Below are 15,946 nucleotides of genomic sequence, written 5' to 3' on the forward strand. Positions count from 1 at the left end.
CTTATGAATAACGGTCAACAACTCTTGGTATTCTTGGCCTGAAGGATTTTTTTCTTGAAAATCCTGTTCACACAAACAATTTTACCGTTGCTTTGCTTGATTTCCAGATTCTGAAAATCATGTTGTTTCAACATATCGATAATACGCTCTCCTGTTCGTAGTCGCTCCAAACCCTCGATTGTATCGACCTCCCCATTTTTGATAATCAACTTAATGGATAGAAACCTTTTGTTCCGTATCATCTCCAGCACCTGAATTTCAGATGGAGTTAGTTCCGAAGATTGTAACTTATTGTTCTCTTTCATAATATCTTCTATAGGTTCAGTCCTTTCTTTTTCTTCTTTATTTTGCGCTTTTTCTTAATACCATCATCCATAAGTTCGAGTTTAAACGGATTCCATTCCGTTTCATCTACTAGAGGTTGGACTACTCCATCTCCTTCAATTTTTCCCAGATGACCTTTTGATTCCCCAGAAGAATCTTGAGTGCCTTGTGCAGTTCTGTTATTTCTTTGTTCATGCCTGATTGTCGTTCCATGGTTTCTTTCGCCAGTATTATGAGTTCCTCGTTCTTTTTCATTAGCCGATAGTATAACCGGACGGTCTCTTGTTTGCTCATAAGCGATATGTTTTACGATGCTGTTCCATGAAAATTTTTTACCGAGGGTACTTCCTTTATATACAACTCCTTGGTATTTGAAGGATATGCCCGAGACTCTTCCCGTGGTTTTGCTCACGTTGAATCTTGGCGATATATTTTGCTGTTGTAACAATGTGATGAATTGCGCTGTATCCGTGGCCCTTGAAATTACCGAACCGATTTTGTCCTGAAGAACAAGTTTTATCGGAACATTACCCGTTCTTAGGGTCTTCTCTATTTCTTTTTGAGTAAGTGATTTTTGGGTATTCGCCTTACCAACAATTTGGGTCAGTCCGTATTTCTTTTCCAGATCATCAAGTATTTTACGGCTTCTCCTTTTAATATTACTATCGCTTGTCAACCTCCCTGAATATCTTACCCTATTGGCTATAATATGGATATGCTCATGTTCCGTATCGGTATGACGGTACATGATAAACTGATTGTTGTCAAAACCCATCTTCATCAGATAATCGCACCCGACCGATACGAACGTCTTATCATCCAAATAATCCGAATGCGGCAGGTTCAGGGAGACATGAAGTACCGATTTCCCGAGGTTTGGGCGTAGCTCCCTTATCAAGTTGAATTCCTGCGTCATTTCAACGGAAGTGGAATGTTCGATATTGGAATCGATGACATACCCAACCCCTTCACGGACCTTTTTTTCATTGTAGGCCAGCACTCCATAAAAATCCTTTCCTATGACTATCTTACCGATCATTGTGTGCGATATTTGATTTAAGGTATTGCAATAGCGTTTTTACTTCTTCTAATTGTCTATGAATACTGAAAGGGTCACGAATACCCGAGTTTAGGACCTTGGCGATTTGGTTCAGATTGTTTCCCACTCGACTAAGTTCAACAAAAAGTTTCCGGTCCGATGGACTTACCTTTTTCTTTGGTAGCGACTTTTTCGTAATCTTTCTTCGGATAAATTCCGCAATGGACAACCCGATAGTTTCCGCATTATTGGAAACTTTGGAATAATCATCAGCGGTCATTCTTACATTGACCTGTATTGTCTTTCGTGCTGTAAATTCTTTTTTCGGTCTTCCCATTTCAATTGATTTAGCTTGTATTTCAGATAATCTGCAAACGAAGTGCGTAGGGTTTTTGTTAGCAAAAACACAACTTGCTACGTGACCTCCGATTAACTTAGGCCAAACCTAAAACATATCGCAAGTCAATAAGGGCTTTGCCGTACACGGAGTGTTGTACGGTAAATGGATTCAGCAGAGTTTTACGTCCTCAAAAAGGATTTTAAGGGAAGCCTCCGCTTCAGGAACCTCAAAGTATCTATGGGATTCCAATACGAGATGCTTTAATGCGGATCTATAGCGTGCCTTGCCATGTGCGTTGTCCTCATAAAAAGTACAGGGGTCTTTAGGATGCACCTCCATGGGCGTTGTAAAGGATTTTACGTCTCTGTTCATAAATTCGAACCGTTGGGAAGCCCTTCTGTGGATACCTTGAAGGGTAAGATCTTTGGGATAGTTGGGGACATTGTAATAAAGTTCTTCCAAGATTACGATAAAGGCCCTCCTGCGGGAAAGTTTCGGTTTCTGCGAAGCGATGCCGATGGCATTTTGTACATCGCGTACCAAACGCTCGGCCAAAAGGACCTGTAATCGGGAATATTCCTTGCCGTTGACCTCGGGATGTTCCTCCTTGGCCAATTCCTCCAGATAGCTGAGCAGTTTTTCCGACGGAATCATAATTTAGGGCCGCCCCTGCGTTTGTTTATGTTTGGAGTTCGCTCTATAACATTTACCAATGCCTTGGCAAGTTTTTCGAGCCGAAGGGAGAGGCCGAGCAGGTGTTGTTGCACTATAGAGCCCGCCAACAAATAATCGGCCATGGTAGTCTTTTTTGGCCAGAGCTTGGCCTTTACGATAAGATGTAGCAGTAATTGTTCGTGGGCATCGAGACCATAGCGGGCATTTTCCAATTCCTTACCAAGACTTTTGAGATAACCTTCGGGAAGGAGCTTCTTTTCTTTCACGGTTTTCTCCATACTTTCCCATCCGACATGCTTCGATAAATGAGCGGCCATGTAAACTACGGAGAATCGGCCATATTCCCATTTCCGGTACGAGGTGGTCTGGTCCAAGAGTTCCATTTCTACAAAATCCACTAGCGGTTCATTGGACAATGGCCGTTTAAAGTCATATTCGATATTTTTTAGTGCTTCCAGCTGTAATTTCGCGGAATTACCCAGGTTGTTTATCAGATGTCTTCCAAAGGTTTGGGACAGGTCAAACAGCGGTTGTTTATCTTCCAGAATGGCCTTTAACAGCAGTTCCCTTTGCTCTTTGGGGACTTCGTCATAATGAAGTCCATACGTAAAGATGGCCGCGATAAGGGTTTTCAGTTGCCCTTCTGAAAGCGCAGACTTTTTGTGGGAAGGGGAATGACCATTCAGTTCACTAATGACTTCCCTGAACGACTGTCGGCCTATCGGCCAACTGAAATCCAGTACTTTATATAGGGTTTCCGACATGGTATAAATTTAATCAATGTAACGGAAAAGATTCAAATAATACATCTCTTCGTTCTTGGCCGTATCCACCCTTTTGAAGAGAACATAAATAGCAGAAACTGATTATCGCAATTACCCTCCAAAAGATAGTCTATAACTTCTTCCTTATAAATGGGAAGACCGTACAAATCCATCAAGGTATTCTCCTTGCTATTTTGACTTTACCTGTATGGAAAATTCGTCTTCTGGCATTCCTATTCGTTTTAATTGCCTATTTGTACTTTTTTGGTTTTTCGAAAGAGAATAAAATTAACGGAACAATAATCATTAAAGTAATCATAACGAAAGTGAATGTTCTTATCATGTAGACCACTTTAATCTCATTAACCTCTAATTCAAAAACAAGTGGTGCGATCCAAGAACACAGCGACACGGACATTAATAGGGCGAATATCCTTAAGAAGGTGTCCGAATTAAATTTTTTAATTTTTCCCATAACTCATTGATTCTTTAATCGATAACAAAGATGATTAAATTTAGGTGTTCATATCAAACATCATCCATTATGGATTCCGATTATATAGTCTTTATTCCTATTTGATTCGTTTATATGGTTGTCCTGCCCAAATTGATCTCAACTTTTGGGTAAGGGAAATTCCACTCCCATTCTCCAATCCAAAACATTCATCTTTTCTAAAAATCCTTGGATTCCCTTGACCAAATTTTCATAGGCTGGGGAATCCCCATAAATCATTTGCTCTTGCATGGTTTTATAATCTGCCTTCCAATCGTCCTCATACTCAGGGGGTGGGATGGGCCGTATATCCTGAGGTCGATGCAGATTATAATCGACCCCACCAAGTTTTGTGAATACATATCTATGATTTACAATGGTTTCATATAAACCTTTGTCGTGGATGGCATTGACCGCAAATTCCGTTTTCGATAATTGGAAAATATCGTACAAATGACGGCTTAGCCTATCCACCCTTATCTTTTCCTTGGGACGTTGGAATTCCTCATGCAATAGAAAAAGTTTTTCTAAAAAAGTCCTTTCAGGGGTTACGGATGGAACCTTTACTGGAGGCGCTACAAATTCGGCATCGGGATATTCTTCGTCCACAAAGGAGCTTATCGGTTTTGATTGAAATGGTTCCCTTAGAGAACGACAGCCAATTTCAACTTGTACCCTTGGTTGGATGTATCCGGGGGATTTGGTCAGAAATGGATAATAGATTTCTATGATACGAGGGTCTTGGTCGCTTGATTCGGCCGGAATGATATTGAAACCCACATCCTTAAATCCATTGCTCTTAAATCGCTGCTGCAACTCTGGATAAAATTTCCCTGAAATATAGGAACTCGTTTCTTTCCTCAGCTTGGTCAGCTGTTTTTTTGATAGCTCCCCTGAATATCCAAAAAATCCGCGGTCAACGGCAAGGTCGATATCTTCACTAAACTTATCACGACTCATGATAAGTTTTCTTATCCAAGGTAAATCGTTATCCAAAGTTCTTGATAGGTACTCTTCATAAATACCTGTAAACCAATATTACTTTTGATAATACTATCGTGATAACGTTTGTTATTTTCAAATGAATGCAATGTCGCATTTACCTAAAGAAATAACAAATGGACACAGAAAAAGAAATCGGATTTCTGATCAAAGAATGTGCAGACCACCTAAGGAAGGAAGGCTACAGTGAACCACGGATCAAGGATTACCATCGCTTATGGCGGGATGGAATCCGGGAGTACATGCACAGGAACTCCCTGCCAAATTACAGTAAGGCCATCGGCGAGGACTTTTTGGACGGCATGCCGATAATGAGCGCTTCCCACATGCGTGCGATCCGTCGCAGCGTACACGTGCTGGATGATTTTCTTCTATATGGGAAAATCAGGAAAAGAATCGTACAATACGTAAACCACGAACTGCCCGGTGAGCTGGGAAAAGTTGCATTGGAGTTTATAGCGTCCCAGGAAAAACTCCGGCGCAGCAAACTCACCGTCAATGAGCATCGGCGTATTTTAAGTTATTTTATAGCCCATCTTACATTAAGGTCGGTAGACCATGTTTCCGATATTGGCGAGGACGACGTCCTTACGTTCATATCGTCCGCCCAGAACTGTAAGGACAAGTATCTCAATACCGTCCGTCTGTTCTGCCGTTTCCTGTACCAACGGAAGTACATCGGCAGAAACGTGGAATACGTCATCGGAAGAAACAATTATCCAGTGCGTGAAAAACTGCCCTCGGTATACGATGCCGACGAGATAGGGCTCATCGAGAATACTGTGGAACGCTCCAGTCCGGTGGGCAAGCGCGACTATGCGATGCTCCTTCTGGCCACTAGGCTCGGCCTGCGCTCTTCGGATATAGCGGGACTTACCTTCGGGAACCTGGATTGGCAGCGGAACCTCATATGCCTGGCCCAGTACAAGACAAAGAAAATAGTGGAACTGCCGCTCCTGGCCGAAGTAGGGGAAGCCATTATCGATTACCTGCGGTATGGCAGGTCCTTCCGATCTACAGCAGGTGTTCCTGACCGCTACCGCTCCCTATCGTCCTGTCAACAGAATGGTCATCAACGGAGCGGTAAGCAGAACGATAAGTGCATCCGGTGTCGATCTCAAAGGGCGAAAGTTCGGCCCCCACGCCATGCGCCATACCTTGGCAAGCCGATTATTGAACAACGGAACTTCGCTGCCGGTCATTTCCGAAACACTTGGGCATTCCGATACGCAGGCGACCATGAACTATCTGCGCATAGATATGGACAACCTGATGCGCTGCGCACTTGACGTGCCCTTGGTATCCACAAATTTTTATGAGCAGAAAGGAGGTGTTTTTTATGGATAGGCAATTTAAATACCGGAGCGTGTTCTCCCCTTACTTCGAGAGTTTTATGAAGATGAAGGACGCCATGGGGTACGGGCTCAACAAATTCGGGTATACATTCTTGGAACTTGATAGGTTCTTCTTGGAAACCGGGGCCACCGACACCTATATAACCAGTAGGCAGATTGCGGCATGGAGGGCGACCCGTTCAAACGACGGGGCCAGAACGCTGTACGAAAAGTACTCCGTCCTGTCCCAGTTCTGCCGGTATATGTGCCACCTTGGCCATGAATGCTACGTCCCGCGGATGCCCAAGAGAAAAGAGATAGACTTCATGCCGTATGTCTTCACCCATGAACAGATGGGAAGTATCTTCAGGGAATGTGACGGACTGGCCATATCGAACTGCAGCAATATGAGCACGGCCCTGGTCGCCATACCCGCCCTGATACGCTTACTCTACAGTACCGGGGCGAGAATTGGCGAAGCTTTGGCCATCAGGAACATGGATATCGATTACGCGCACGACCGGATTATCATAACGGAAACAAAAAACAAGATGCAGCGCATGGTACCCATAAATCCGTCCCTCAAGGAAGTAATGAAGCAGTACGAAAGTTATAGGGATCGCATGCCCGTCGAAGGCCTTGCGGACAGGGAGCGTTCTTTCTTTGTGACGGCCAATGGAAGGCCGTTTGCAAGAGGCACCGCATACAGCTGGTTCAAAAAGGTGCTTAAACAGTGCGGCATACCGCATATAGGGAAGCAACAAGGCCCGCGTGTTCATGACATCCGGCACACCTGTGCCGTCCACTCCCTTGAAAAAATGGTAAAAAGCGGAGCGGATATTTATTGCGCGCTTCCGATTCTCTCAACCTTTCTGGGGCACAAGACGATAGCGGGAACTGAAAAATATGTAAGGATGACACGGGAAATCCATCCGGACATCATTGATAAGGAAAATGTCCTTACCTCATTTGTGTTCCCCATCAAAACCGAAACAGATATCGATTATGGAAACGACTACTGATTTTGCAAAACACCTGACAAGGTTCTTTAACGAATATCTCGTCGGGGAAAGGGGGGCCAGCCCCCATACGATAAGATCTTACGGCAACACCTTTACCCTCGTGCTCGACTATATGGACAAGGTCGGAGGGACCGCGGCCGACAGGTTGACCCTGGACCACTTTAAAAGGGAAACCGTTCTCGGCTTTCTTGATTGGCTCCAGCAAAAACGTATGTGTGCCAACTCCACCAGAAACCAGCGATTGGCCGCCCTGCATTCATTTTTTGCATATATGCAATATGAAGATGTCAAACGCCTTGGGCAATGGCAGAGCATCCTGTCCATCAAGGTCAAGAAACAGGAAAGAAGAAGTACCGTCAATTACCTGACCGTTGACGGGATCAAACTTCTGCTGGAACGGATACCCGCAAACACCGGAACGGGACGGAGGAACCTAGCATTGCTGGCACTGCTTTATGACAGTGGGGCAAGGGTAAATGAACTAATAGAACTGACCCTTCGTCCCTTAACCTGAACAGGCCATGTTATGTCACCCTTTTGGGTAAAGGCGGCAAAAAAAGAATGGTCCCGTTGCAGAACGAACAGGTAAACCTGCTGCAGTCCTATTTGAGGGAAAACCGTCTTGATGACCCGGCGAACAACCGTCGGCCGTTGTTTGCCAACAATCGGGGCGGAAAACTGACCAACTCGGGAGTGGCCTATATCCTAAATCTTTATGCCAGGGATGCGCGTTCGCTCAGACCTGACCTAATCCCCGAAAAAATCAGTCCGCATACCCTGCGCCATAGCAAGGCAATGCACCTTTTGCAATCCGGTGTAAATCTGGTATACATACGTGATATCCTGGGACACGTGTCCATACAGACCACGGAAATCTATGCAAGGGCCGATTCAAGGCAAAAACGTGAGGCATTGGAGGCCGCATATATTGCCGTTATACCTGCTCAAGGGAAGATAGGATCTTGGGAAAGGGACTCGAAACTTAAGGAATGGCTTAAGAACTTCACCAAATAATCAATATCGTTATCCGAAGCTGTTTCAAAAAGTATACTGGTTAATATTCTTATTGCCAATTACTTATGTAAACCCACTTTGGATAACGATTTACTTTGGATAACTAAACCGATCTATCAGTTTCCAAGCCTTGCTTAGCGAGGTCCCTCCTTTAAAGACCAAATGTTCCGCTATCTCCATTTCAAAGATTACCTTTAATGCCTGGACGACCCACCAGTCTTTTTCAACCGCAAAATCGGGGATTCCCGTTTTGTTTTCTACATTTTTAAAGATGGCAAGCCTATCTTCTTTGGGTATATCGTAAAATGTCCTTTTATCCATTTTCCAAGCTCTTTTCCATAATTTTACGGATCCATGCCGGAGCCAATGCTATATCGTGAAGCAGGTCTTTTTGGTCTTCTTTTTTCAATAGGGCAATAATCTTTGCTTCTTCCTCGTCCGTTAATTGTTCCTTTCCTATCTCGCGAAGGGCCTGTATGACCAGTCTGCTTATCTCGCCCTTGGCCGATAAATTCTTGGGGGTGGTCTTCTTTAGTTTTATGCTTCGCTTCCCCAATTTTAATTCCCGGGGAGCTCCATCGGTAAGGAAGACAAGTTTCATGGGTACCTGTGTGCTAAGCCCCAACGCACTTAAAGCATATACCCCGGTAGGTACCAACCTGATCTTGTCCCTTTTGGCTATGGCCCTAGCAATCTCCTCTGCCGTTGGCAATACCTCTCCCACATATTTACTTATCTTGGGACGGACATAGATTCCTTGGGCCACTCTTTTTATATACCCTTCTTTTTCAATCCTATGGAGGGCCAACCGTATGGCTTCAGGTGAACCCAATCCCCGAAAATCATCGGGGAACACTAATTCTCCCCGCTCCTTTTTGGAAATGGATTTTTTTATTTTGGACTCAACACTCCGCATAGCATATTCATCTTATTTGTAACAAATTTAGTAAATTTTTGTTACAAAATAATTTTGGCTATTAATCTATTCCTACAATAGTTGCCTGCGTAAAAAACGATAAAATATCTTAAATACGGGAACCAACGGTACACACACCGAACAAAGTTCTCGTACACTATGGAACTACAAAACACGTTCCGCAAAGGTATGGGACCCCGATAGGGGCTTCCATACTTTTGCGTCCCGTTTCGAGGGGGTTGTGTGAAAGCAAACCGTGAGGCCCCCGATGACATCCCGCAGGGATTTCGGGAGGCCGATAAGGTGCGGCTTTCGCGCAACTCCCGCAGAAACCATGGGAAGGGAGAGAAAAAGACGAACCAATAAGAACGATCATTACAATGGTACAATCAAGAATATGGCCTCGGCCATTTTTTGGCAATAGAATATCCCCAGACCGATAGTTCCAATGCCCCAAAGAGCCACACCAAATCCTTAATAAATGGGATGCCTACCAAGATAAAAAGAAATAGCAGTAACGGTATTCCCAAAAAACGTTTGAGCCTGAGCATTCCCTGTAGAATGATCCACATAAAAATGACAAATCCCATAAAGGGAAGCTTTTCGTATAGCATTTCAAGCGACAGCATGCACGTTGGATTTTATGGGAAGCGGATTCGTTCTACCCGTTTCAAGGTTTACGAATGCCCCGTGATATTTGATCTTTTTGTTCGTTAGAAGTTCGTAGAGACAATGGACGGCCATTGACGACAAGGTATCATTGATGAACAGCGATTGTTCCTGCAACTTGTCCGCATAGCTGCATCCCCTTCCCTGTTCGACCTCTTTTTCCATCGCCAATAGGTCGGGGAACAGGTCTACGATATGGTCCAGCTTGCGGTGTTTCGCCTCCCCTTCCGAACGCAGATTATTGTGTTGCAGGTTTCCTAGGACAAACTGTCCGAAATATTTTCCGTTGCCCAAATCCAACCAATAATGTTGGTTCTCGTATGGATAGGAACCTGAACGTGGATGGTTAAGCACCTTTGCCAGTTCCAAACGAAAATCGGCACCGTCCACACAGCTAATGATCAGATTGGCGTGCAATCTTTTATCGTCCGCGCCTATCCGTTCGGGAACGGCATCCCATTGCAGTCCGAAGGTATGGTTCACCTTGGTTACGGCACAAATGGCCTTGTTGCCCCCAACGTCCTGTGGGGCGTACAACTGCCGGCCCACGTTCGAGGGCTGTACCAAGTCCCCGTCGAAAACGGTCACATAGAGGCCTGGATGCCCCAACTGCACCAAGGCATGGCCTAGCCTTGCCAGACGTGCCAACACGAGGGAACCGTTGCCCCCTGCCCCGACCAACGCAATGCTAATGGGATGGGTGGGAGCGAAAAAATAGTTCGGGGCGTAGTGGAGATCAGTTTTCATAGACATGCTGTAAAAGTTGGTGGTTAGGGAATAAAAGGGCTTCCTCGAAATGCTGCGTCCCATGCATTTGGAGCATCAACTCCGTGTAATTTCCGTTGAGCAGATGGTCGTGGTTCGTATGGGTAAAAACCGACAGGAAAAATTGCTTTTCCGCAAAGGCCATCATGTCCTCATAAAAGTCCAAATGGCGATAACACAATGTTGCATCGCCCATGCACACCTTTCCAGAGGCATAGACGTTCATAAAAGGGGCATGGTAGAGTTCCGTGCCGTCATGGATCGGCTTTTTTCGAGTTATGGCAAAAACGGAAAGCGATTCCCCCGAAAGGGAAAATACCAATTTGGGTATGGGATATGTTCCCGTAGGTATGTCCAATTGCTCTTTAAAAAGTAGCCTTTCCACGGGTCGGTCACAAGACCAGACCAATTGTAACGTACCCTTGTCCCTGAAATAGAGCAACTGTTTGGGCAACCGACCCTTAAAGGAAAACTCGCATCTGTCCACATCGACCAATTTGAGCATGTCCCTTACCATATCCATGGTAAGCGGGGATCCTGCCCCCAATTTCCCGTTTCGAACGGTGTGCCTTGAAAAGTAACATTCGTCCCGTCCGTAATACCCGTTTATGGCCTCATAGCCTATGATGGCTATTTTGGGTTCAAAATGAAATTTCGGGTCGTGTCGGGTGTTTTCTTCCATCAGAGTTTTTTTAAGAGTTCGTTCAAACAATCCATAAAATTGAAAATGGCATTTACCTGCCCTTCCTCCCGCATAACAAAGGCTTTGGTCTTGTTCCCAACTGTGAGTGATGTGTCGTAGATGGTATGGGAGTAGCCGTACTGTGCGATCTCGTTTACAAAGTTGATATAGCCGTTTTCCAGTTGGGAATCCTCCCTATCTAAAAAGACGATCAGGTCGTCCACTTCCATATCCATATCGTCTTCCAAAAAACATAGGTTGGCAAAGGCATTGAAATCAATGGTAGGTGCTTCCAACAGCAAATCCCGCATCATTTTGAACAAGGTATTTTTTGGTCGGTAGCTTCTCATACAGGCCAACCAATCGAAATCCTCGTATTTGGCATAATCGGAAGCATGGGCCTCTATAAAGCATAGGACACATGGCCCCTCGGCGCAACAGTCGGTCTCGGGGTCGGATTCGGATTCCGAGACCTCGAACGACCATTCGAGCAAACATTCCAAGAGGTAGCCCATCCGTTTGAATACATTGTCAAAGGGCAATGAATGCACAAAGGACAGCAGGCTAGCGAACAGTTTAGCATTTCGGGTACGCAAAGAAAATATGGGAGCCATTGGGATCGCCCAAATATGGTGCGCCTCAAAAACAGGCTTCATGACAAGGATGCCATCATTTCCCTCTTGGGTGCATACCTCCTTTACCAGTGCATCGGGTATTTCCCTGTGCAATCGTTGCAACTGTCCGAAGAACTGCATTTCTGGGCTATCTTCCGTTAAGGCGGATGCCTTGCCTGTAAGGGTATCCAAAGCATTCTTTGTGAGAGTACCTAGAGTGTCCCATCGATTTCCGTCCCCATCTTCGAATACCTCGAATCGAGGCAAGATCGGGATGGTCAGGTCAGAAAAAAACGACCCCCTTGTTGGACGTGCTTGGGTCTTCGGGTTCCCGATGACGGCCTCGCCCGCGAATCCAGAATGCCGAACAAGGATTTGTGGAAACGGGACAGGTCCCTTTTTGATGGTATGTGCCTCTTTTTCATTCATCGCTATCCTTTGGTTCCCGCTATGGTCTTGAACATAATTTCATGACGGCCGTCGACAATGCCGTTGTCCACGATTTTGGCATTGGTCAGTTCGGGATACACCGAGGCATAGTGGTCTTTGATTTGATCCGGTGCCCAATTTGGGTCGATGTCGTCCAAGACGGATTCGCCCGAGACGTTCTTTAGCATAAATTTTCTTTCCAATCCTAATACTTCCATAGTGCTTGTGGTTTAAAAAAAGGTGGGTTGCTGATAGGCTTTCATATCCTCGATGGTCTTTTTCGCCAAAGCGTCGTTTTCATCGAGTTCCAATACCTTGTTGGCCAGATCCACGGCCTTCTCGTGTTCGGCCATTGGGTTGAACTTCTTGTCCTTGACCAGTTCCTTTAGGTCGGACAGGGCCTTCTTCTTTTTCTCCTTACGGTCGTTCGCCATTTTGGTCTTTTCCTCGGCCTTTTTCAGGTTGCTGAGATAGCCGTTGGCATTGTCGAACAGTACTTTTGTTTCCTGCATGGGTTTCCCCAACCGTTCCAAAAAGACGGTATCGATTTCCTCGATGCTGCCCTTGAGCGTAAAGGGCCGTATCGCTTTTAGGGCGTTGTCGCCCTCCGATGCCTTTGGGAGTAGCGAGACCGCACAGTCCGTACCGTGAAAGGAGACCGATATGGAGAATTGTCCAATGCCCGTCTTGCCCAAAGATTTAAAGAATGTTTCCATAGGTACTGCTTTTAATTGTTGTTACAAGATACCCTCAAGAATCTTTAAATCATTGAAAATTAAGGATTTAAACCACAATCGACTTCTTCTTCCCCTCACCACAAAATACGCCCCGAAGGGGCGTTGGAACCGGTGTCCGCTTATTGGAGGCGGGCGGGAATCATTGCAAATTTTTGGATGGACTTTAGGTAACCGTAAAAATTTTTGCGGAAGTAGTTTACGGTATCTATGGCAGGCTGTGTTGCATACGAAGTAGGGCTTTCGTTAATTCATGCGCTTTTCGTAGTTGATAACTGAGATGTATAAATCCATAGGAAATTTAAATAGAATCCCATTTGTGACTTAAGACCATTCCTCTTAATCTGTGAAAAACATTTAAAGCAGAAAGGTTGGAGTCTACAACATCCGAAAAATCCCTGTCCTTTCCTCGTATTCCATTGTCATTAAAATATTTGGTAAGTCTATCGGCTCCTTCCAGTCTTAATTTAATGGATTCCTTAGTCTCAATATAAGATTCTTTCACGGTATTTTGGGCTTGCATGCGTAAACATTGTAGATAGTGCCGGAAAGACTCTCGGTCGCCATATTTGACAGTTGTTGGTTGCGCACCAGAAAAGAGAATATCGGCATAACCAGAAAGGTTTTCTGTATCCGTTCTTAAATCACTCAAAATACCCAAACGTCTCGCAATATCTAAGAACGGTATCTGATATTCCGATAGGCTCTGAGGACAATAGTACCATGTTGACCTCCTACTAACAGAATCCTCCGGATTGTTGAACTTATTGGCATTAAAGCTCCTAACATTGAGCCAATTTCCGGATGCTATTGCATCGGTTTTCGTAAGTGCCAAATTGAGCATTTGATGATTGGCGTAGCCAACAACAACCTGTTTACCTTGAAGTTTTAAACCTGCGGTTAAATCCATTAGATTGACAAGCCAATTTGGGTTGTCAACCAAATAGCGATTGTTAGATGGTTCTGGTACCACATAGCAGCCTTGCACATTCCAAGTATCCATATATTCTAAAACATCGTGAATTGCCTCCTCAGAATTCATAGCTTCTTGAGATAAACACAAAGTGAAATAAATGTTTTCATGAACATTTAAATTCTGTGCTTCATTGATAATTAAAGTATGGTAGTTATACCAATTATCATTGATTTCAGAGCTTCTGCTTCCCGGTAGGATGAAAAATGGCGTTTCATAAGGGCTATTATACTCGTCCCTTAATACTGCGAGCATTCTTCTGACGTCGACCGAATTAAAAAGAGCTGTTGAATAATCCGATGGCCAAAACGAATGGGATGTCAATCTTCCATGGTCAGCGTGCGGCACATAAAATTGAGGATCAAAGACAACTTGACCACCTACTTTATGTATGTCCGGAACAAAACCGTTCATTTGATCTATGTCTTGATCTCTTGGACTCAAAATTACAGTGCCTGATTGCCAGTTCTTAATAAGGTGCTTGCAATGCGCCATCATTCCATATCCAAATTGAAGGTATAGTTCCATTTAATTTAAAGTAAGTGTTTCCTTTAAAGTGTCAAAAATAATTTTTGCCTCATTAGCCGTATTCGGCCTTCTATTTCTTCGATGGTCTCCTAAAAGACTAATAAAGGTAGAGAGTTGGAATTGTCCATCGCCTTCTATTCTCAGAGGCGGTAAAGATATATTCTCCAGTTTTCTAAGAACCTTAAAAATATCATTATCGACATCGACCATATAAAAATTTTGCCCCCTTAACAATTCATAACAAACCACCCCTATTGAAAAAAGGTCTGCGCGTATATCAATATCTTTTTTATAGTTTCTAAATTGTTCTGAGGATGCGTAACCCACTGTAAATAGGCCAAAGGGGTCATCAGACTTGGTTATGGATTCTAGATCAAGGTGTCTTGCTATTCCAAAATCAAGAAGCCAAAAGTTGTCATCATCGTCGAGGATAATATTCTCTGGTTTAATATCCCTATGCACCAGTTGTTTGTTTTCGGAATGAACAGCTATTTCGAGCATAGTGTCCAAAAACCGAACAATATCATTTATTAGGAACTTTCTGCCGTCATTTATGGCGTCCCTTAGATTTTGCCCTGAAATGTACTCTTCGACAATCCAAATAAATTCTGGGTCAGCTTCTTCGCAATTATGAGCGATGATTCTAGGTATATTCGGAGATTCGTCTAGTACGGATACCGCTCTTATTTCCCTTTTTGTTCGCTCTAAACTGTCAGAATTTGGAAAAACTTTCTTGAATACGATTTGACCATGTTCATCATGTGTACCTTGGAAAACTTCCTTTTGCCCCCCTTTTTTGATTAGGTTTAAATCCTTTAATTCTTCTATCATAAAACTTACAAAGCTGATGCCAATTGACGGCCTATATATTCATTGATAATCCAAGAGAAATAAGACCCAGGTAGTTTGGCTTTTTTTGCCCTTACCTTCAATTTTGCGCCGTCTTCACTTTGAGATAAAATTCCAAGGTTGCCATTGATCGAAGACACTACATTCTCGGTTATGGTTTTATCAGGAAGCAACACATAAGAATGTGAGGAAAAGTTTTCATTTAACTGTGCTTGCTTAAACGCATTCTTCCAATCACTCATTTTAGCTTCGATGGAAATGATTTCACGTACAAAAAAGGAATTTTCAAAATCCTTTATTCTGGCAGTCATTCCGTTAAAGAATATAAGCTCTGCTTGCACCAGCTTTTTAAGGGATTTCTGAGCGGATTTTTCGGAGTACCCAAGTTGTTGAAGTATTCTTTTAAAACGGATACCCCTTTTACCATTTGAAGAAATATGGTGCAGGATTTTAATGTCCGTTTTATCGAGTTTATTTCTCTTTGGCGGCCAACCACTTTTATCAATATCTTCCCATACCACAATCAGAATATCTGGGATTCCTGTCTCGGCATAAACTTCCTTTAGTACTTTAAACTTGTAATTTTTCTTCTCAAAGTTTTGAGTATATTGATTTAGAAAAGTATTGACCAAGTCATTTTCAGGGCCTTCTTTTTCTTTCCTAAAGTTAAATTGCAGGTTGTCGAGCATATAAATTTTTGTTTTGAACAAAGATAACAGTCTAAAGATAATTCCTTTTTTGTACTTGAACAGGATATTAAAAATAAATCAATACTCTCGG

At 43.7% G+C, this 15,946-nt stretch carries 21 protein-coding genes and 1 pseudogene; 5 read left to right on the top strand and 17 right to left on the bottom strand.

What is annotated here, in order from left to right:
• Positions 1–14: 14 nt before the first annotated feature.
• The 6 genes from GVT53_RS11915 to GVT53_RS11940 form a co-directional block, all read right to left on the bottom strand.
• A complete protein-coding gene (locus GVT53_RS11915) occupies positions 15–305 on the bottom strand; it encodes a hypothetical protein (protein WP_166248836.1) in 291 nt (96 codons plus the stop codon).
• 8 nt (positions 306–313) lie between these two features.
• Entirely contained in the window at positions 314–1,363 is a 1,050-nt protein-coding gene (locus tag GVT53_RS11920; RefSeq protein WP_166248837.1) for a relaxase/mobilization nuclease domain-containing protein, read from the bottom strand.
• Entirely contained in the window at positions 1,353–1,700 is a 348-nt protein-coding gene (locus GVT53_RS11925; RefSeq protein WP_166248838.1) for a plasmid mobilization protein, read from the bottom strand. The genes GVT53_RS11920 and GVT53_RS11925 overlap by 11 nt, the downstream gene beginning before the upstream one ends.
• Before the next feature lie 171 nt (positions 1,701–1,871).
• Positions 1,872–2,357, bottom strand: a complete 486-nt coding sequence (locus GVT53_RS11930) for a hypothetical protein (protein ID WP_166248839.1) — start codon at positions 2,355–2,357, stop codon at positions 1,872–1,874.
• Positions 2,354–3,142 carry a hypothetical protein gene (locus GVT53_RS11935; protein WP_166248840.1) on the bottom strand — a complete coding sequence of 263 codons (789 nt, stop codon included), beginning with the start codon at positions 3,140–3,142 and terminating at the stop codon, positions 2,354–2,356. Before GVT53_RS11935 ends, GVT53_RS11930 begins: the two co-directional genes overlap by 4 nt.
• A 613-nt stretch (positions 3,143–3,755) precedes the next feature.
• Entirely contained in the window at positions 3,756–4,595 is an 840-nt protein-coding gene (locus GVT53_RS11940) for a nucleotidyl transferase AbiEii/AbiGii toxin family protein (protein ID WP_119648327.1), read from the bottom strand.
• 368 nt (positions 4,596–4,963) lie between these two features.
• Here GVT53_RS11940 and GVT53_RS21260 point away from each other — a divergent pair.
• The 5 genes and pseudogenes from GVT53_RS21260 to GVT53_RS20950 all read left to right on the top strand — a co-directional run.
• Positions 4,964–5,578 (top strand): annotated as a pseudogene (locus GVT53_RS21260) (tyrosine-type recombinase/integrase); the annotation flags it as partial.
• Positions 5,579–5,702: 124 nt separating this feature from the next.
• A complete protein-coding gene (locus GVT53_RS21265) occupies positions 5,703–5,984 on the top strand; it encodes a tyrosine-type recombinase/integrase (protein WP_417940467.1) in 282 nt (93 codons plus the stop codon).
• Complete coding sequence (locus GVT53_RS11950) at positions 5,953–6,993, top strand: tyrosine-type recombinase/integrase (protein ID WP_119648325.1); 1,041 nt, start codon at positions 5,953–5,955, stop codon at positions 6,991–6,993. The genes GVT53_RS21265 and GVT53_RS11950 overlap by 32 nt, the downstream gene beginning before the upstream one ends.
• Positions 6,977–7,507 (top strand): tyrosine-type recombinase/integrase, encoded by a 531-nt coding sequence (locus tag GVT53_RS20945; RefSeq protein ID WP_205791648.1) that lies wholly within the window; start codon positions 6,977–6,979, stop codon positions 7,505–7,507. Before GVT53_RS11950 ends, GVT53_RS20945 begins: the two co-directional genes overlap by 17 nt.
• Positions 7,508–7,554: 47 nt before the next feature.
• Complete coding sequence (locus GVT53_RS20950) at positions 7,555–8,007, top strand: tyrosine-type recombinase/integrase (RefSeq protein ID WP_240904996.1); 453 nt, start codon at positions 7,555–7,557, stop codon at positions 8,005–8,007.
• A 90-nt stretch (positions 8,008–8,097) separates the two neighbouring features.
• Here GVT53_RS20950 and GVT53_RS11960 read toward each other — a convergent pair whose 3' ends face one another.
• From GVT53_RS11960 to GVT53_RS12010, 11 genes are all read right to left on the bottom strand, one after another.
• Positions 8,098–8,328 carry a nucleotidyl transferase AbiEii/AbiGii toxin family protein gene (locus GVT53_RS11960; RefSeq protein ID WP_119648323.1) on the bottom strand — a complete coding sequence of 77 codons (231 nt, stop codon included), beginning with the start codon at positions 8,326–8,328 and terminating at the stop codon, positions 8,098–8,100.
• A complete protein-coding gene (locus GVT53_RS11965) occupies positions 8,321–8,923 on the bottom strand; it encodes a DUF6088 family protein (protein ID WP_119648322.1) in 603 nt (200 codons plus the stop codon). The genes GVT53_RS11960 and GVT53_RS11965 overlap by 8 nt, the downstream gene beginning before the upstream one ends.
• Positions 8,924–9,312: 389 nt before the next feature.
• Positions 9,313–9,552, bottom strand: coding sequence for a hypothetical protein (locus GVT53_RS11970; RefSeq protein WP_147378290.1), 240 nt, complete (start codon positions 9,550–9,552; stop codon positions 9,313–9,315).
• Positions 9,539–10,339, bottom strand: a complete 801-nt coding sequence (locus GVT53_RS11975; RefSeq protein ID WP_166248841.1) for a PRTRC system ThiF family protein — start codon at positions 10,337–10,339, stop codon at positions 9,539–9,541. The genes GVT53_RS11970 and GVT53_RS11975 overlap by 14 nt, the downstream gene beginning before the upstream one ends.
• On the bottom strand, positions 10,329–11,039 hold the full coding sequence (locus GVT53_RS11980; RefSeq protein ID WP_119648319.1) for a hypothetical protein: 711 nt from the start codon (positions 11,037–11,039) through the stop codon (positions 10,329–10,331). Before GVT53_RS11980 ends, GVT53_RS11975 begins: the two co-directional genes overlap by 11 nt.
• Positions 11,039–12,082: a hypothetical protein gene (locus tag GVT53_RS11985; RefSeq protein ID WP_119648318.1), complete on the bottom strand. Its 1,044-nt coding sequence runs from the start codon at positions 12,080–12,082 to the stop codon at positions 11,039–11,041. Before GVT53_RS11985 ends, GVT53_RS11980 begins: the two co-directional genes overlap by 1 nt.
• Positions 12,083–12,084: 2 nt before the next feature.
• Positions 12,085–12,300 carry a PRTRC system protein C gene (locus tag GVT53_RS11990; RefSeq protein WP_119648317.1) on the bottom strand — a complete coding sequence of 72 codons (216 nt, stop codon included), beginning with the start codon at positions 12,298–12,300 and terminating at the stop codon, positions 12,085–12,087.
• Between the two features lie 12 nt (positions 12,301–12,312).
• Positions 12,313–12,798 carry a hypothetical protein gene (locus GVT53_RS11995; RefSeq protein ID WP_119648316.1) on the bottom strand — a complete coding sequence of 162 codons (486 nt, stop codon included), beginning with the start codon at positions 12,796–12,798 and terminating at the stop codon, positions 12,313–12,315.
• A 319-nt stretch (positions 12,799–13,117) separates the two neighbouring features.
• A complete protein-coding gene (locus GVT53_RS12000; RefSeq protein WP_099545113.1) occupies positions 13,118–14,317 on the bottom strand; it encodes a hypothetical protein in 1,200 nt (399 codons plus the stop codon).
• Entirely contained in the window at positions 14,318–15,148 is an 831-nt protein-coding gene (locus tag GVT53_RS12005; RefSeq protein ID WP_119648315.1) for a serine/threonine protein kinase, read from the bottom strand.
• A gap of 5 nt (positions 15,149–15,153) precedes the next feature.
• The gene (locus GVT53_RS12010) at positions 15,154–15,855 is read right to left on the bottom strand and encodes an AsnC family protein (RefSeq protein ID WP_119648314.1); all 702 of its coding nucleotides are present in this window, start codon (positions 15,853–15,855) and stop codon (positions 15,154–15,156) included.
• Positions 15,856–15,946 lie beyond the last annotated feature (91 nt).

The organism is Flagellimonas oceani, assembly GCF_011068285.1.
Classification (GTDB): domain Bacteria; phylum Bacteroidota; class Bacteroidia; order Flavobacteriales; family Flavobacteriaceae; genus Flagellimonas; species Flagellimonas oceani.

What these genes read in the sequence shown, in the direction of transcription:
- GVT53_RS11915 (WP_166248836.1), bottom strand. Translation starts at nt 305, where the DNA reads ATGAAAGAGAACAATAAGTTACAATCTTCGGAACTAACTCCATCTGAA.
- GVT53_RS11920 (WP_166248837.1), bottom strand. Translation starts at nt 1,363, where the DNA reads ATGATCGGTAAGATAGTCATAGGAAAGGATTTTTATGGAGTGCTGGCC.
- GVT53_RS11925 (WP_166248838.1), bottom strand. Translation starts at nt 1,700, where the DNA reads ATGGGAAGACCGAAAAAAGAATTTACAGCACGAAAGACAATACAGGTC.
- GVT53_RS11930 (WP_166248839.1), bottom strand. Translation starts at nt 2,357, where the DNA reads ATGATTCCGTCGGAAAAACTGCTCAGCTATCTGGAGGAATTGGCCAAG.
- GVT53_RS11935 (WP_166248840.1), bottom strand. Translation starts at nt 3,142, where the DNA reads ATGTCGGAAACCCTATATAAAGTACTGGATTTCAGTTGGCCGATAGGC.
- GVT53_RS11940 (WP_119648327.1), bottom strand. Translation starts at nt 4,595, where the DNA reads ATGAGTCGTGATAAGTTTAGTGAAGATATCGACCTTGCCGTTGACCGC.
- GVT53_RS21265 (WP_417940467.1), top strand. Translation starts at nt 5,703, where the DNA reads ATGGTCATCAACGGAGCGGTAAGCAGAACGATAAGTGCATCCGGTGTC.
- GVT53_RS11950 (WP_119648325.1), top strand. Translation starts at nt 5,953, where the DNA reads ATGAGCAGAAAGGAGGTGTTTTTTATGGATAGGCAATTTAAATACCGG.
- GVT53_RS20945 (WP_205791648.1), top strand. Translation starts at nt 6,977, where the DNA reads ATGGAAACGACTACTGATTTTGCAAAACACCTGACAAGGTTCTTTAAC.
- GVT53_RS20950 (WP_240904996.1), top strand. Translation starts at nt 7,555, where the DNA reads ATGGTCCCGTTGCAGAACGAACAGGTAAACCTGCTGCAGTCCTATTTG.
- GVT53_RS11960 (WP_119648323.1), bottom strand. Translation starts at nt 8,328, where the DNA reads ATGGATAAAAGGACATTTTACGATATACCCAAAGAAGATAGGCTTGCC.
- GVT53_RS11965 (WP_119648322.1), bottom strand. Translation starts at nt 8,923, where the DNA reads ATGCGGAGTGTTGAGTCCAAAATAAAAAAATCCATTTCCAAAAAGGAG.
- GVT53_RS11970 (WP_147378290.1), bottom strand. Translation starts at nt 9,552, where the DNA reads ATGCTGTCGCTTGAAATGCTATACGAAAAGCTTCCCTTTATGGGATTT.
- GVT53_RS11975 (WP_166248841.1), bottom strand. Translation starts at nt 10,339, where the DNA reads ATGAAAACTGATCTCCACTACGCCCCGAACTATTTTTTCGCTCCCACC.
- GVT53_RS11980 (WP_119648319.1), bottom strand. Translation starts at nt 11,039, where the DNA reads ATGGAAGAAAACACCCGACACGACCCGAAATTTCATTTTGAACCCAAA.
- GVT53_RS11985 (WP_119648318.1), bottom strand. Translation starts at nt 12,082, where the DNA reads ATGAATGAAAAAGAGGCACATACCATCAAAAAGGGACCTGTCCCGTTT.
- GVT53_RS11990 (WP_119648317.1), bottom strand. Translation starts at nt 12,300, where the DNA reads ATGGAAGTATTAGGATTGGAAAGAAAATTTATGCTAAAGAACGTCTCG.
- GVT53_RS11995 (WP_119648316.1), bottom strand. Translation starts at nt 12,798, where the DNA reads ATGGAAACATTCTTTAAATCTTTGGGCAAGACGGGCATTGGACAATTC.
- GVT53_RS12000 (WP_099545113.1), bottom strand. Translation starts at nt 14,317, where the DNA reads ATGGAACTATACCTTCAATTTGGATATGGAATGATGGCGCATTGCAAG.
- GVT53_RS12005 (WP_119648315.1), bottom strand. Translation starts at nt 15,148, where the DNA reads ATGATAGAAGAATTAAAGGATTTAAACCTAATCAAAAAAGGGGGGCAA.
- GVT53_RS12010 (WP_119648314.1), bottom strand. Translation starts at nt 15,855, where the DNA reads ATGCTCGACAACCTGCAATTTAACTTTAGGAAAGAAAAAGAAGGCCCT.